This window comes from Streptomyces aidingensis (assembly GCF_900112355.1).
Classification (GTDB): Bacteria; Actinomycetota; Actinomycetes; order Streptomycetales; family Streptomycetaceae; genus Streptomyces; species Streptomyces aidingensis.
Genome location: NZ_FOLM01000016.1, coordinates 68,777 through 82,144, shown reverse-complemented (window position 1 = coordinate 82,144; position 13,368 = coordinate 68,777). Strand labels below are relative to the sequence as shown.

14 protein-coding genes and 1 pseudogene are annotated in these 13,368 nt (G+C 74.7%); 9 read left to right on the top strand and 6 right to left on the bottom strand.

The features are described 5' to 3' along the window. Positions 1-59: 59 nt before the first annotated feature. Both BM242_RS23555 and BM242_RS23550 read left to right on the top strand, forming a co-directional pair. A complete protein-coding gene (locus BM242_RS23555) occupies positions 60-659 on the top strand; it encodes a TetR/AcrR family transcriptional regulator (protein WP_093840924.1) in 600 nt (199 codons plus the stop codon). Next, positions 656-1,204: a hypothetical protein gene (locus BM242_RS23550; protein ID WP_093840923.1), complete on the top strand. Its 549-nt coding sequence runs from the start codon at positions 656-658 to the stop codon at positions 1,202-1,204. Before BM242_RS23555 ends, BM242_RS23550 begins: the two co-directional genes overlap by 4 nt. 118 nt (positions 1,205-1,322) lie before the next feature. Here the strand turns inward: BM242_RS23550 and BM242_RS23545 are convergent, their stop codons facing one another. From BM242_RS23545 to BM242_RS23535, 3 genes are all read right to left on the bottom strand, one after another. After that, the gene (locus BM242_RS23545; RefSeq protein ID WP_093840922.1) at positions 1,323-2,477 is read right to left on the bottom strand and encodes a helix-turn-helix domain-containing protein; all 1,155 of its coding nucleotides are present in this window, start codon (positions 2,475-2,477) and stop codon (positions 1,323-1,325) included. A gap of 78 nt (positions 2,478-2,555) precedes the next feature. Continuing rightward, positions 2,556-3,542: a helix-turn-helix domain-containing protein gene (locus BM242_RS29625; RefSeq protein WP_175541549.1), complete on the bottom strand. Its 987-nt coding sequence runs from the start codon at positions 3,540-3,542 to the stop codon at positions 2,556-2,558. Between the two features lie 86 nt (positions 3,543-3,628). Then, on the bottom strand, positions 3,629-4,438 hold the full coding sequence (locus tag BM242_RS23535; RefSeq protein ID WP_093840921.1) for an AfsR/SARP family transcriptional regulator: 810 nt from the start codon (positions 4,436-4,438) through the stop codon (positions 3,629-3,631). A gap of 267 nt (positions 4,439-4,705) precedes the next feature. Here BM242_RS23535 and BM242_RS30530 point away from each other — a divergent pair. Next, positions 4,706-5,008 (top strand): annotated as a pseudogene (locus BM242_RS30530) (beta-galactosidase); the annotation flags it as partial. 85 nt (positions 5,009-5,093) lie between these two features. Then, positions 5,094-6,725 (top strand): beta-galactosidase, encoded by a 1,632-nt coding sequence (locus BM242_RS23530; RefSeq protein WP_245834449.1) that lies wholly within the window; start codon positions 5,094-5,096, stop codon positions 6,723-6,725. Between the two features lie 25 nt (positions 6,726-6,750). Here the strand turns inward: BM242_RS23530 and BM242_RS23525 are convergent, their stop codons facing one another. Continuing rightward, positions 6,751-7,161, bottom strand: coding sequence for a DUF1330 domain-containing protein (locus tag BM242_RS23525; RefSeq protein ID WP_245834441.1), 411 nt, complete (start codon positions 7,159-7,161; stop codon positions 6,751-6,753). A 139-nt stretch (positions 7,162-7,300) separates the two neighbouring features. On the opposite strand from BM242_RS23525, the gene BM242_RS23520 reads away from it, so the two are divergent. Further along, a complete protein-coding gene (locus BM242_RS23520) occupies positions 7,301-8,068 on the top strand; it encodes a class I SAM-dependent methyltransferase (protein WP_175541548.1) in 768 nt (255 codons plus the stop codon). Positions 8,069-8,129: 61 nt separating this feature from the next. Here BM242_RS23520 and BM242_RS23515 read toward each other — a convergent pair whose 3' ends face one another. Beyond that, positions 8,130-8,750, bottom strand: a complete 621-nt coding sequence (locus tag BM242_RS23515) for an L-threonylcarbamoyladenylate synthase (RefSeq protein ID WP_093840918.1) — start codon at positions 8,748-8,750, stop codon at positions 8,130-8,132. An 87-nt stretch (positions 8,751-8,837) separates the two neighbouring features. Between BM242_RS23515 and BM242_RS23510 the strand changes: the two genes are divergently transcribed. Together BM242_RS23510 and BM242_RS23505 are read left to right on the top strand one after the other, a co-directional pair. Next, positions 8,838-9,203 carry an Mpo1-like protein gene (locus BM242_RS23510; protein WP_093840917.1) on the top strand — a complete coding sequence of 122 codons (366 nt, stop codon included), beginning with the start codon at positions 8,838-8,840 and terminating at the stop codon, positions 9,201-9,203. A gap of 116 nt (positions 9,204-9,319) precedes the next feature. Then, entirely contained in the window at positions 9,320-9,835 is a 516-nt protein-coding gene (locus tag BM242_RS23505; RefSeq protein WP_245834447.1) for a hypothetical protein, read from the top strand. A 31-nt stretch (positions 9,836-9,866) separates the two neighbouring features. On the opposite strand, the gene BM242_RS23500 is transcribed toward BM242_RS23505, so the two are convergent. Continuing rightward, complete coding sequence (locus BM242_RS23500) at positions 9,867-10,985, bottom strand: calcium/sodium antiporter (protein WP_093840915.1); 1,119 nt, start codon at positions 10,983-10,985, stop codon at positions 9,867-9,869. Positions 10,986-11,066: 81 nt separating this feature from the next. Between BM242_RS23500 and BM242_RS23495 the strand changes: the two genes are divergently transcribed. Then, positions 11,067-11,744, top strand: coding sequence for an AIM24 family protein (locus tag BM242_RS23495; protein WP_093840914.1), 678 nt, complete (start codon positions 11,067-11,069; stop codon positions 11,742-11,744). Positions 11,745-12,108: 364 nt separating this feature from the next. Next, on the top strand, positions 12,109-13,356 hold the full coding sequence (locus tag BM242_RS23490; protein ID WP_175541547.1) for an extracellular solute-binding protein: 1,248 nt from the start codon (positions 12,109-12,111) through the stop codon (positions 13,354-13,356). The last annotated feature ends 12 nt before the right edge of the window (positions 13,357-13,368 follow it).

Genomic DNA, 13,368 nt, shown 5'->3' with positions numbered 1-13,368 from the left:
AGTCATTTATCCGGGACCGGCCGCCGGGCGGCGCGGAACGAGCGGAAGGAGCAACCGGGGTGGTACCCAGAGCGGCGGACCGGGCGGCACGGCGGGAGACGATTCTCACGGCCGCGGTGCGGGTCTTCGCCCGGCGCGGCTTCGCCGCCGCCCGGATCGAGGACGTGGCACGCGAGGCGGGGGTGGCCAAGGGCAGCGTCTATCTGTACTTCGACAGCCGGGAGGAGCTGCTGCGGGCCGCCTTCGAGGGGCTCGCGGCGCGCTCGGCGCAGGTGCTGGAGGAGGCCGCGGCCGGCGAGGCCCCGGCCGCGCGGCGGCTCGCCGCCATGGTGCGGGCGGTGCTGGCGCTGCTGGCCCGGGAGCGGGAACTGGCCCTGGTGCTGCTGGACGTGTGGTCGGCGGACCGCGCGGCAGGACCGCAGCCGCTGGACCTGGCCGCGTTCTACCGGGAGTACCGGGCGGCGGTCGCCGCGCTGCTGGCCGAGGCGGCGCGGGACGGAGCGGCCCTGCCGGTGGACCCGGAGCGGCATGCCGCCGTGCTGGTGGGCGCCATCGAGGGCTGCCTGCTCCAGTGGCTGGTCGATCCCTCCGTCGAACTCACCGGGCTCACCGAACCGCTGCTGCGGCTGCTGGTCCCGGGGGACGGAGCACCGGCGTGAGCGTCCCCCGGCTCCGCCCGGCCGCGCTGCTGGTGGGCCCCGGCGCCTCGGCGGGCGAGCGGCGGGTCACCGCCGTCACCGCCGGCTGCGGGGCTTTCACGGCCGTGGCCTGGCCGGCCTGGCAGGGCGGCGCGGGCTGGCACTGGTGGCAGTACGCCGTGGTGGCGCTGGACCTGTTCGGCGGCGCGGCGGCCAATGCCACGGACGCCGCCCGCCGCTGGTGGCACCGGCCCGGCCGGGGCGCCCGCCACCGGCTGGGATTCGTCGTCGCGCACGGCCAGCCCTTCGTGCTGGCGCTCACCGTCCCGGGCTACGGGTGGGCCACCGCCGCGGCCACCCATGGCGCGGTACTGGCCGCGGCCGTGGCGGTGACCGCGGCGCCGGGTCCGCTGCGCCGCCCGGTCGCGCACGGGGCCGCCGCCCTGGTGACGGCCGGTCTGCTGCTGATCCCGCCGGACGCCGGACCGTATCTGGCCTGGGTGGCCCCGGTGCTGGCGGTCAAGCTGCTGCTCGCCCATCTGCTGCCGGAAGGGGCCGGCCGGTGAGCAACCCGCTGCGGGGCGGACCGCCCGGAAGCGGCGGCCCGCGCCGCGCGGGCCGCCGGCACGGCGTGTGCCCCTGGTGGTCCTCCGCCCGGACTCACCGCCGGCCCGGCGGCCGGTCTCAGTTCTCGCCCGCGTCCTCGGCCGAGTCCTCGGCCGCGGCCAGGCAGTGCGGCCAGTTGCCGAAGTCGTTGTTCTGCGCATAGAGGCGGTGTGCGGCCTGGATGTTCCACTCCGGGTCCAGCGCCTGAGCGGGGGTGCCCCGCAGATCGCGCAGCCGGTGGTCGGAGATCTGGAACACGCCCCAGTTCCGGCTGCCGTCGGTGTTGGGCAGGATGTGCAGCGGGTCCAGCAGGGACTGGCATTTGGCGATCCGCACCGCCAGCCCCGGCTCCTCGGTGAACACCTCCCGGATGCGCGCCTCCACCTGCTCCGGAGTCCAGGTGGCCATGGTGACGTCCGAGGAGTACAGGGCCTCCTTGGTGCCGTCGCCGACGATGCCGTCGATGTCCATCCCGGCCAGCACCTGGAAGGCGGTGACCCGCCGCAGTGTCTCCGGGCCGAACTGGCCGTCGATGCCGATCCGCGCGTCCCGGCCGGCAAGGAGCTCCTGGACCTCCCGCACACAGTCGTCGTGCTGCCCGAAGGTGATCAGGTCGGCGCACTCGGGGGAGAAGAGTCTGCGGTCGTCATCGGTGGGCGCGGGCGGGGCGTCGTCCTCGGTGCCGGTGTCGTCGGCCTCCCCGGCACCGGCGGCACCGGCCGCGGCGGGCAGCTCCTCGGGGGAGTCGACGATGCCGCGCACATTCCAGGTCACCACCGCGGTGACCAGCACGGCGGCCAGCAGCGCGGCCGAGATCCACGGCCCCCGCCGCCACCGCGGCAGGGGCTCCACCGCTCCCCCGCCCGGCGGCCCGCCGGACGGCGCGGGCCCGGGAGCCGGCCCGGGATCCGGGTCCCGCTCCGGCCGGGACTCCGGCTCCGGCTCCGCGGTGTCCGGCGGCCCGGCGGCGGCCGGCTCGCTCTCCCGCGCCAGCGTCCACGTGCGGCGCAGCCCGGCGACTTCCCGCTCCCCGGCCCCGCACAGGCCGGCCAGCAGCTCGACGATCCGGAAATCCGGCGGCACGGCCTTGCCGGTGCAGTAGCGGTGCAGCGCGGAACGGCTGATGTTCAGCCGGGCGGCCAGTGTGTCGTAGCTGTGCGGCGTGCGCTCCTTCAGTGTGCGCAACGACTCCGCCAGCGCCCTGACATGGTCCTCGACCCGGACGTCGGACATGGTGATTCCCCCGGAGCATTCCCCCGTGCGACTGTCCCGCGAGACTCTACCGTGTCATGTGCACCACTACGCACCACGTCACGGAATTGACACCAGACAGTCCGAAAGCTCCCCGAAGTCGCCGTTCCGGGACCAGAGCCGGTGCGCCGCCTCGATGTTCCAGGCCGGATCGAGCGCGTCCCGCAGCGTACCGCCGAGTTCCCCGATCAGCGGCTCGCTGAGCTGGAACACCCCCCAACTGCGCGGAATCCGCAGCCCCGACAGCACATACAGCGGATCGAGCAGCGACCGGCAGTCGGCGAGGCGCACGGCCTCCTCCGGGTCCGGGGTGTCGGCGAAGACCTCCCGGATGTGCTCCGCGACCCGCTCCTTGTCCCAGGCGGCCAGGCTGACGCCGCCCCGGTACAGGGCCCGCTTGGTGTCCCCGTCCACGACGCCGTTCGGCCGCAGACCGGCCAGCACCTGGAAGGCCAGCACCCGGCGCATCGTGTTGGGCACATAACGCCCATGGCTCTCGGTGCCGGCCGCGCCGGCCGCGTCCAGCAGCCGCTGGACCTCCCGTACGCACTCGCCCTGCTGGCCGAGCCCCACGGGGCCCGCACAGGCGTCGGTGAGCAGCAGTCCGGGCGGCTCCCGCTCCTCGGGGGCGGCGGAGGAGGACACCAGCAGCGCCGCCGCGGCCGGCAGCAGGACCGCGGCGACGGCGGCGGCCAGGCGGAGCCGGTTCCGCGCCGTGCGCCGGCCGCGGCCCGCTCCGGGCGGGTCCGGCGCGGCGGGCGGCGCGGACGGCCGGGGAGCCTCCGGCGCGGGCGCCGCCGGGGGTTCCCCGGTCGCCCGCGCCCACAGGGCGTGCAGGGCCAGCAGACGTTCCCGCCCGGCACCGCAGGCCCTGGCGAAGCGCTCCACGGGCGCGAACTCACCGGGCACGGTGGCCCCGGTGCAGTACCGGTGGAGCGCGGAGCGGCTGATGCCGGCCCGGGTGGCGAGGGCCTCGAAGCTGAGCCCCGAGCTCTCCTTCAGGGCACGCAGCTCGCGGGCCAGTTCCGCATCCCGGCCGTGGCCCATCCGCAGCCGTCCTCCCGCACATCCCAGCCCTTGCGGCCACGATGCTAGCCGCCGGGCGGCGGCACGGGGGCGCGACGGCCATCGGCTCAGCCCTCCAGCGCGCGCTCGATCTGGCGGAGTTCCAGCCGGTTCTCGGCCGCGGAGAAGGCGAGGGACTGCCGGAGGATCGCCTGCTCCACCCGCACCAGTTCCCGGCCGGGGTCCATCCCCAGCCTGTCGCGCAGCCGGTCCCGGGTCCGCCGCAGCACGCCGAGCGCGTCCGTCTGCCGCCCCGACCGGTACAGCGCCAGCGCCAGCGTGCACACCAGGGACTCGCGCAGCGGGTGGAGGGCGACCAGTTCGCGCAGTTCCACGCTGACCGCGTGGTGCCTGCCGCGCAGCACGTCCAGCCGGACGCACTGCTCATGGGCGCGCTGCCGCTCCTCCTCCATCCGCTCCACCGCCGCGGCCAGCGTCGCCCCGCCGCCGATGCCGAGCAGCGCCGGGCCGCGCCAGCGGTCCAGCGCGGACCGCAGGATGCCGGCCGCCTCGTCGGTGCGGCCCCGGCCCAGCTCGGCCCGCGCGGTCTCCACATCCGTGCGGAAGCGGGCCAGATCGGTGCGGAACGCTTCCCGCGGCAGCAGATAACCGGCGGACCGGCGGGCGATGGTGCCGGCCGGCAGGCCGGCCTCGGCGAGGGCGGCGCGCAGCCGCCACACCACGGTCTGGAGCTGGGCCTCGGCGGTGGCCGGCGGCCGGTCCGCCCATACGGACTCGACCAGCCCGGGGATGGCGACCGGCCGGCCGCCGGCCAGCGCCAGGGCCGCCAGGAACCGCATCGCCCGCCGCGCGGTGACGGGCACCGGACGCCCCCCGACCGTGATCTCCAACGGCCCCAGCAGCGAGACCTGCAACATGCTCACCCCTCGTCAGTCGGCTCCGTCCGGCCCGGTCATCCGGCGGCGACCGGGGCCGGGAAAGGTGTCCCACGGCCGGCCCGGCCCACGCAACGGCCGGCCGGAAATGCGGGATACCGGGATGAGAGTGCGGCTCCCACCTGGGGTTTCTCCCGGTCATGGGATGCGGGAGGGCATCCGGTAACCGCTTTCTGCCGCCGACAGGACTGCCGGTCCGCGGGGCGGGTAAGGAGCACCGGTGTGACCGAGGTGACCGTGAACAGGCGCATGGACGGATTCCGGGCCCGGCTGGGCGGCTTCGCCTTCGGCGGGGACTACAACCCCGAGCAGTGGGACCGGCCGGTGTGGGACGAGGACATCGCCCTGATGAAACGCGCGGGGGTCAATCTGGTGACCCTGGGCGTCTTCGCCTGGGCGTCGCTGGAACCCGAGCCCGGCCGCTTCACCTTCGGCTGGCTGGACGAGGTGATGGAGCTGCTGCACGCGGGCGGGATCGCCGTCGATCTGGCCACCCCGACGGCGGCCCCGCCGGTCTGGCTCAGCCACGGCCATCCCGAGGTGCACCCGGTGATGGAGGACGGGGAGACCTTCGGCTTCGGCAACCGCCTGCACTTCGACCCCACCTCCCCCCCGCTACCGCGAGCACGCCGCCCGGATCACCCGGGCGCTGGCCGAGCGGTATGCGCACCATCCGGCGCTGGCCATGTGGCACATCGGCAACGAGTACGGGCCCACGCCCTACACCCCGGGCAGCGCGGTCGCCTTCCGCGAGTGGCTGCGCCGCCGCTACGGCACCCTGGAGGCGCTCAACGACGCCTGGTACACCCGCTTCTGGTCACAGGTGTACACCGACTGGGAGCAGGTCAATCCGCCGGAGATCCCCCGGTCCTGGTCCAATCCCACCCGCCGGCTGGACTACAAACGCTTTGTCTCCGACGCGCTCCTGGAGTGCTTCGTGCGGGAGCGGGACATCGTCCGCTCCTTCCGGGACGACATCCCGGTGCTCACCAACTACATGCGCTTCTACAAGCACGCCGACTACTGGCGCTGGGCTCGCGAGCAGGACGCGGTGGCGCTGGACATCTACCCCGACCCCGGGCAGCCGGACTCCCGGGTGGCGGCGGCGCTCAACTTCGATCTCATGCGCTCGCTGCGCGACGAGCCATGGGTGCTGATGGAGCAGGCGGCGAGCGCCGTCTCGCAGTGGAAGGTCAACAACGTCAAGCGGCCCGGCCTGATGCGGCTGGGTTCCTACCAGGCGATCGCGCACGGCGCGGACAGCGTGCTCTACTTCCAGTGGCGGGCCGGGCGGGGCGGTCACGAGCGCTTCCACTCGGCGATGCTGCCGCACTCCGGCACCGCCTCCCGCACCTGGCGGGAGATCGAGGCGCTGGGCAGGGAGCTGCCCCGGATCGCCGAGGCGGTCGGCAGCACCGGCCCGGCGGCCCGGATCGCGGTGCTCTTCGACTGGGACGCCTGGTGGGGGCTGACCGAGACCCACGGGCTGCCGCGCAACGACTTCGACTACCCGGCGATCGTCACCGGCCACTACCGGCCGCTGCTCCAGGCGCAGCACGCGGTGGACGTGGTGGGCTACGGCTCCGCCCTGGACCGCTACCGGGTGGTCGTGGTGCCCAGCGCCTATCTGGTGGACGACCGCTTCACGGCCGGGCTGACCCGCTTCGTGCGGGACGGCGGGACCCTGGTCTGCTCGTTCTTCTCCGGGGTGGCGGACGCCGCCAACCAGGTGCGGCAGCCCGCCTATCCGGGGGCGTTCCGGGAACTGATCGGCGCCTGGATCGACGAGTTCTGGCCGGCCCGGGAGGGCGAGACCTTCGAACTCGCGTTCCCGGACGGCACCACCGGCCGCGCCGACTGGTGGCAGGACAGCATCCACCCGGAGACCGCGGAGACGGTGGCCACCTACCGCACCGGCCTGCTGGCGGGCCGCGCCGCGATCCTGCGCAACGACGTCGGCGCCGGCCGGGTGCACTACCTCGGCACCCGGCCGGACGCTGCCACGCTGGGCCGGGTGCTGCTCGGGGCGGTGGCCGAGGCGGGGGTGCGGCCGCTGCTGGCGGGCGCGCCCGCGCAGGTGGAGGCCACCGTCCGCGAGGGCGCGGACGCCCGCTATCTCTTTCTGCTCAATCACTCCGAGACCGGGCCGGCCCGGGTGGAACTGCCGGCCGCCGGTGTCGATCTGATCACCGGTGACGAGGCCGCCGGCGCGCTCACCCTTCCGCCGCTGGGGGTGGCCGTGGTCCGCACCGCGCTGCCCGGCCGCTGAGCCCGGCGGGCCGGGTGCCCGGCGGTCAGCCGGCCACCGGGGACCAGCGGTGGGTGGCCTGGAGCACGGCCTCGGTCAGCGCCGCCGTCCGCAGCCGGGTGACCTGCTGGTACTCGGGGTCGGCGACCATCCGGGAGAACGCCTCGCGGCTGGGGTAGCGGACCAGCAGCACCGCGTCCCAGCTCTGCCCCTCCTCGGCGACCAGCGGGGTGGAGCCCTGCCCGGCGTAGAGCACCTGGCCGCCGTAGCGGGGCAGAAAGGTCTCGGCCAGCGCCTCGGCGTACCGGCGGTAGGACTCCCGGCCGTCCTCGGCGAAGCGCAGCAGATTGAGCATCACCACCGGCCCGCCCGGATCCTCGTCCAGATACCGCTTCAAGTCCGCCCCGCGCGGATCCACCGCCATGCCGTCCTCCTCATTGACCAAGCGCTTGCTCACCGACTCTCCCCATCCCACCGGCCCGGCGCCCGTCCGTCAAGGGTGCGGCGGCGCGGGATACCATCCCCTGCGGAACGCCGGGGTGCCGCCGGCGGTGTTCCGGGGGCGGCCCGCCCGGCGGCCGGAGATGCGGAGCGCCATGACGACACCGGCCCCGGACGGCCCGCCGGCCGCCCGCCTGTACGGCGACCTCGCCCCCTGGTGGCCGCTGATCTCCCCGGTCGAGGTCTACCAGGAGGACGCCGAGACCGTCGCCCGGCTGTTCGGCCTGGCCGGGCGGCCGGTGCGGCAGGTGCTGGAGCTGGGCAGCGGCGGCGGCCACACCGCCTTCCATCTGCGCGACCGCTACCAACTGACGCTGGTGGACCTCTCCGAGGAGATGCTGGCGGTCTCCCGGAAGCTCAACCCCGGGGTGGAGCACCTCCGCGGCGACATGCGGGACCTCCGGCTGGGCCGGGACTTCGACGGGGTGTTCGTGCACGACGCCATCGACTACATGACCACCACGGAGGAACTGGCCGCCGCCTTCCGCACCGCGCACGCGCACTGCCGCCCGGGCGGGGTGGCCGTCTTCTTCCCGGACCACCTGGCCGAGACCTACCGGCCCGGCACCGACTGCGGCGGCAGCGACGCGCCGGACGGCAGCGGTGCCCGCTATCTGGAGTGGAGCCGGCCCCCGGAGCCGGGCGGCAGCACCGTGCGGACCGACTACACCTTCACCGTGCGGGAGGCCGACGGACGGGTCTGGACGGCGCACGAGGCCCATGTGACCGGGCTGTTCCCGGCCGCCGACTGGCGCCGGCTGCTGGCCGGGGCGGGCTTCACGGTCTCCTCCGCACAGGAGACCGCCGACGGCGGTGAGCGGCCCGGACGCACCCTGTTCATCGGCCGGCGCCCCGGCGCATGAGGCGGCGGGGGCGCGGCGGCCCGGACCGGCGGCGCCGGCCGGCCGCAGCCGTCGGGCCCCGTCAGGTGAAGCGGGAGATGTCGCCGGCGCCGTGGCGCACGATCTCCGGCTCGGCGGCGGAGAAGTCGACCACGGTGGTGGGCTCGGTGCCGCAGTCGCCGGAGTCCAGCACCGCGTCCACCACATGGTCGAGCTGCTCCTTGATCTCCCAGCCCTGGGTCAGCGGCTCCTCCTGGCCGGGCAGCAGCAGGGTGCTGGAGATCAGCGGCTCGCCGAGCTCCTCGACCAGCGCCTGGGCGACCGCATGGCCGGGGATCCGCACCCCGACGGTGCGCCGCCTGGGATGCAGCAGCTTGCGCGGCGCCTCCCTGGTGGCGGGCAGGATGAAGGTGAAGCGGCCGGGGGTGGCGGCGCGCACCGTGCGGAAGACCGCGTTGTCGAGCTGGGCGAACTGGCCGAGCTGCGCCAGGTCCCGGCAGACCAGGGTGAAGTGGTGCCGGTCGTCCAGCCGGCGGATGGCGCGGATCCGGTCCAGGCCCGCGCTGTTGCCCAGCCGGCAGCCGAGCGCGAAACAGGAATCCGTCGGGTACACGATCAGCCCGCCGTCCCGGACGATCTGCACGGCCTGGCCGATGGTGCGGCGCTGCGGGTTGTCCGGATGCACATCGAAATACTTCGCCATGGGCCGAGCCTACGGCCCCGCCGCCCGGCCGGCCGCCGGGCGGCAGCCGTGGTGACAAGGGCGCCGGCCGGTGGGTAGCGTGCGGTCATGCCCGCTCACCGCTTTGCGTCGTATGAGGAGTTCTGGCCGTACTACGTGGCCATGCACTCCAGACCCGCCACCCGCTGGGCGCATCTGGCCGGCACCCTCACCGGGCTGGCGGTCTCGGTCTACGGGGCGGTACGGCGACGGCCCCGGCTGCTGGCGGGGCTGCCGCTGATCGGCTACGGCACCGCCTGGCCGGCGCACTTCCTGATCGAGGGCAACAACCCGGCGACGTTCGGCCACCCGGCCTGGTCGCTGCGCGGCGACGCGCAGATGATCGCGATGATGCTGGCCGGCCGGGACGCCGAGCTCTCCGAGATCGCGGCCAAGTGGCTCGGCGACCACCCCGGGGACGCCCCGCGCCGCTGACCCGGGTCCGACCGACCGCCCCTCGCCCCGAAGAGCCCACCGTGCCCGACCCCCGCACCGGCCGCCCCGCCGCACTGCCCGGCCCGCTCCGCTTCCAGCTCGTGCTGCTGCGGCGGATGGCCGACCACCAGCCCGGTCTGGTCGAGGACGCGCTGCGCGAACTGGGCACCGGGCGCGCCGAGATGCGGGAGGCCAACCGCCGGTGGCAGGCCATGGTCCGCTCCCCCGGGGCGCGCGGGCCGCTCGCCCGCTACCGGGCGCTGCTCGGCCCGCCCGCGGAGACCGGCCGCCGCCGGATCGGCGACCTCGACTGCCGGGTGCTGCGCTGGCCGGTGCCGCTCTGGCCGGATCTGCGGTTCGAGGTGCTGACCGGACCGGGCGGAGCGGTGTGGAACGAGTGGCTGGTGCGAGCCATGGGTTCCCGGGGGCCGGAGCCGCGCACCCTGGCCGATCTGCGGCCGTGGAGCTGCACCGTGGAGGAGGTGGCCCGGGCCTTTCCGCCCGCCGAGCCCGGGGAGGGCTCGGCGCCCACCCGGTTCCGGCTCCTCTTCACCGCGCCCGACCGGCACGGGAACCCCGGCCGCCATGTCGCCGAATTCACCTGGGGCCTGCTCCAGCGCCTGGATCCCTGACCGCGCCCGCGCCCGGGCCCGGGCCCGGGGGCTAGGGTTCCCCGGGGTCCGGGCCGGGCCGGCCCGCGCGGCGGCCGAACTCGTAGGCGGTCACGGCGATCAGGGTCATGGCGACCAGCGGCAGCACGAACCAGGCCATCGCCGCGGTGAAGCCGTCCAGCGCGTCGTGCTCGGTGGCGGCCAGGACCACATAGGCCGTGTAGGCGGTGTACAGCCCGAGGAAGAGGGCGCCTTCCCAGCGGGCGACGGAGAAGCCGGTGAAGGCGATCGGCAGCAGCGCCACCGCCGCGGCCAGCATCAGCGGGATGTCCAGGGCCGCCGCCGCGTCCGGCACCGGCAGGCCGTCCCCGGAGAGCACCGCGGGCAGGCCCAGGATCAGCCCGATGTTGGCGATATTGCTGCCGACCACATTGCCCACCGCCAGATCGCGCTCGCCGCGCCGCACCGCGATGACCGAGACCGCGAGTTCGGGCAGCGAGGTGCCGACGGCGACCACGGTCAGGCCGACCACCAGGCTGCTGACCCCCGCCGCGGTGGCCGCGTTGACCGCGCCCTCCACCAGCAGGTTCGCGCCGAGAACCAGCAGTCCCACCCCGCCGGCCACCAGCAGCAGCGACCTGGGCACCGGCAGGGGCGGATCATCGGCGGGGGCGCCGGCTCCGGCGGCCGGCGAATCACCCGCCGCCCCGGCCGCCGCCTCCCGGCGGCCGGTCACCACGGTGAGCGCCAGATAGCCGGCCATCGCGGCCAGCAGGACGATCCCGTCCCAGGCACCGATCCGGCCGTCCAGCGCCATCAGCAGCAGCGCCGCGGACAGCGCCGCCATCAGCGGCAGGTCCAGCCGCACCAGCCGCCGCCGCACCAGCAGCGGGGTCACCACGGCGCAGACGCCCAGAATGAGCAGGATGTTGGCGATATTGCTGCCGACCGCGTTGCCCACCGCCAGCCCGGGCTCGTCACGCAGCACGGCGCCCAGGGTCACCGCCAGCTCCGGCGAGGAGGTGGCCACCGAGACCACCGTCAGCCCGACCACGAGTGCGGATATGCCGGCCCGGCGGGCAAGCGCGGAGGCCCCCCGCACCAGCAGCTCGCCGCCGACGATGAGCAGCACCAGTCCGGCGACGATGCGCCCGGCGTCCAGAAGATCCACCCGCCGGAGTTTAAGGGCGCACGGGTTCCGGCGTGGGGCGTTCCGGGGAACAGTTCACCCTTGCGAGCCTATGATCTGCCCATGAGAAGTGATCTTTTCTCCAAGTCGGAATTCCAGGCCCAGGTACCGACCGCGCCGGGCATGACGCTCCAGCACTCACACGCGATCAAGTACGCGGTCAACGGCGAGTGCTATGCCCGGCAGGGCGCCATGGTGGCCTACCGCGGCAATCTCCAGTTCGAGGTGAAGCACCAGGGACTGGGCAACATGTTCAAACGCGCGGTCACCGGCGAGGGACTGTCGCTGATGGCGGTGCGCGGCGTCGGTGAGGTGTGGTTCGCCCACCTCGCCCAGAGCTGCTTCGTCATCGAACTGGAGCCGCAGGACGCGCTGACCGTCAACGGCCGCAATGTGCTGTGCTTCGACCCGACCCTGAACTACGACATCAAGATGGTCAAGGGCGCCGGAATGGCCGGCGGCGGTCTGTTCAACTGCCAGTTCGCCGGGCAGGGCCGGATCGGACTGGTCTGTGACGGCAACCCCGTCATCATCCCGGTCACCTCCCAGGAGCCGGTGTATGTGGACACCGACGCGGTCGTCGGCTGGTCCAGTGCCCTGCACACCTCGCTGCACCGCAGCCAGAGCGTGCGCTCCATGGTGACCGGCGGCTCCGGCGAGGTCATGCAGCTCATGCTCCAGGGCGAGGGCTTTGTGCTGGTGCAGCCCAGCGAGGCGCCGCCGCCCGGCGGCAAGAAGTGACGGCGTCCGGCGGCCGCACGGCCGGCCGGCAGGTTCCGGCGGCGGCGGACGGGGGCGGGCCGGCCGCGCGCTGACCGGGCCCGTCGCCCCGGACCGCCGGGTCCGGTGAGCCCGCGCGGCCGGCCGCCGGGCCGCTGCGGCGCGCGGTCCGGCGCGGCGCTTGCGACCCCCTGATCCTCCCAGGTCACACCCGCTGCGGCAGTGCTTCGAACGGCCTTGTGAACGCCTCCGGAAAGCGCTTGCCGCAGGACTACCGGACCGGCCGCACGGGAAGGCACGGCCCAGCGGGGGACGCGGCCGGAGGGGGAATGCCGTGACGGACGCCGGGCGGAGCGGACACCGACGAGGCAGGGGCGGCCGGTGGTTGCGCACCGCCGTGGCGGCCGTGGCGGCGGCCCTGCTGGCCGGAGCCGCCTGCACCGGCACCAGAGGCGACGGGGACCTCACCCTGACGCTGCTGGCGGCCGACTACGGCCGGCGCACCGCACTTCCGATCTCGGCGCTCTGGGAGGAGCTGACCACCCGTTTCGCCGTCGAGCACCCCGGTGTCGAGATCGAGGTGGAGCTGGTGCCGTGGGAACGGCTCGACACGGTGCTGGCCGAACGGGTGGCGGCGGGAAAGGCCCCGGACATCGCCCAGGCCGCCTCGTTCGAGTCCTATGCGGCGGACGGCCTGCTGTACCGGACCAAGGAGATCCTGCCGCTGCCGGTGCAGTCCGACTTCATCCTCTCCCTGGCCCACGCCGGTGAGCTGCACTACGAGCAGTACGGCATGCCGTTCGTCAGCAGCACCCCGCGGCTGTTCTACAACACCGGGCTGTTCGCCCGGGCCGGACTCGACGGTCCGCCGGAGAGCTGGCGGGAACTGCGGGAGGCCGCCGAGGCCCTGGCCGCGGCCGGGGTGCCGGTGCCGTACGCGCTCCAGTTCGGCGCCGACTCGGTGCACGAGGAGGCCATGGTCTGGCTGCTGGCCGGCGGGGGCGGCTACACCAACATCACCGACAACTACGTGCTGGACCAGCGGGCCAACACCGAGGCGCTGGAGTGGCTGCGGGACAACATCGTGGCGCCCGGGCTGGCCGGGCCCCGGTGGCGGCTGGACCGCGGCGAGGCGTACGGGGCCTTCCTGGCCGGCCGGGCGGGCATGGTACTGGCCCATCCCGCCGTGCTGGCCGCCATGGACGAGTCCACGGTGCCGTACGCGCACGCCGCCTTCCCCGGCCGGGACGGGGAGGCCGCGGTGCCGACCGGGCACGCCGACTGGCTGCTGGCCTTCCGCGGGAGCGGCCACGGCGAGGCCATCGGCGACTTCCTGGCGTTCGTGTACCGGGCGGACAATGTGGAGCTGCTGAGCGCCAAGCACGGCGCGGTCCCGCCCACCGAGTCCGGCAGCCAGGCGGTGCTGGCCAATCCGGCGGACCGGCATCTGTGGGAGTTCGTGCGCCAGATGCCGTCGGCGGAGCTCCAGCCGGTCAGCAAGGGGAGCTGGCTGCCGCTGCGCGAGAAGCTGCGGGAGCTGCTGCCCGGCGCGGTGGCACCGGACGGCGACCCGGGCGCGGTGCTCACCGCACTGCAGATCGCCGCCGCGGATCTGGAAGCGGACAGCGGCTGAGCCGGGGCCGGC

What these genes read in the sequence shown, in the direction of transcription:
- BM242_RS23545 (WP_093840922.1), bottom strand. Translation starts at nt 2,477, where the DNA reads ATGTCCGACGTCCGGGTCGAGGACCATGTCAGGGCGCTGGCGGAGTCG.
- BM242_RS29625 (WP_175541549.1), bottom strand. Translation starts at nt 3,542, where the DNA reads ATGGGCCACGGCCGGGATGCGGAACTGGCCCGCGAGCTGCGTGCCCTG.
- BM242_RS23535 (WP_093840921.1), bottom strand. Translation starts at nt 4,438, where the DNA reads ATGTTGCAGGTCTCGCTGCTGGGGCCGTTGGAGATCACGGTCGGGGGG.
- BM242_RS23520 (WP_175541548.1), top strand. Translation starts at nt 7,301, where the DNA reads ATGACGACACCGGCCCCGGACGGCCCGCCGGCCGCCCGCCTGTACGGC.
- BM242_RS23515 (WP_093840918.1), bottom strand. Translation starts at nt 8,750, where the DNA reads ATGGCGAAGTATTTCGATGTGCATCCGGACAACCCGCAGCGCCGCACC.
- BM242_RS23510 (WP_093840917.1), top strand. Translation starts at nt 8,838, where the DNA reads ATGCCCGCTCACCGCTTTGCGTCGTATGAGGAGTTCTGGCCGTACTAC.
- BM242_RS23505 (WP_245834447.1), top strand. Translation starts at nt 9,320, where the DNA reads ATGGCCGACCACCAGCCCGGTCTGGTCGAGGACGCGCTGCGCGAACTG.
- BM242_RS23495 (WP_093840914.1), top strand. Translation starts at nt 11,067, where the DNA reads ATGAGAAGTGATCTTTTCTCCAAGTCGGAATTCCAGGCCCAGGTACCG.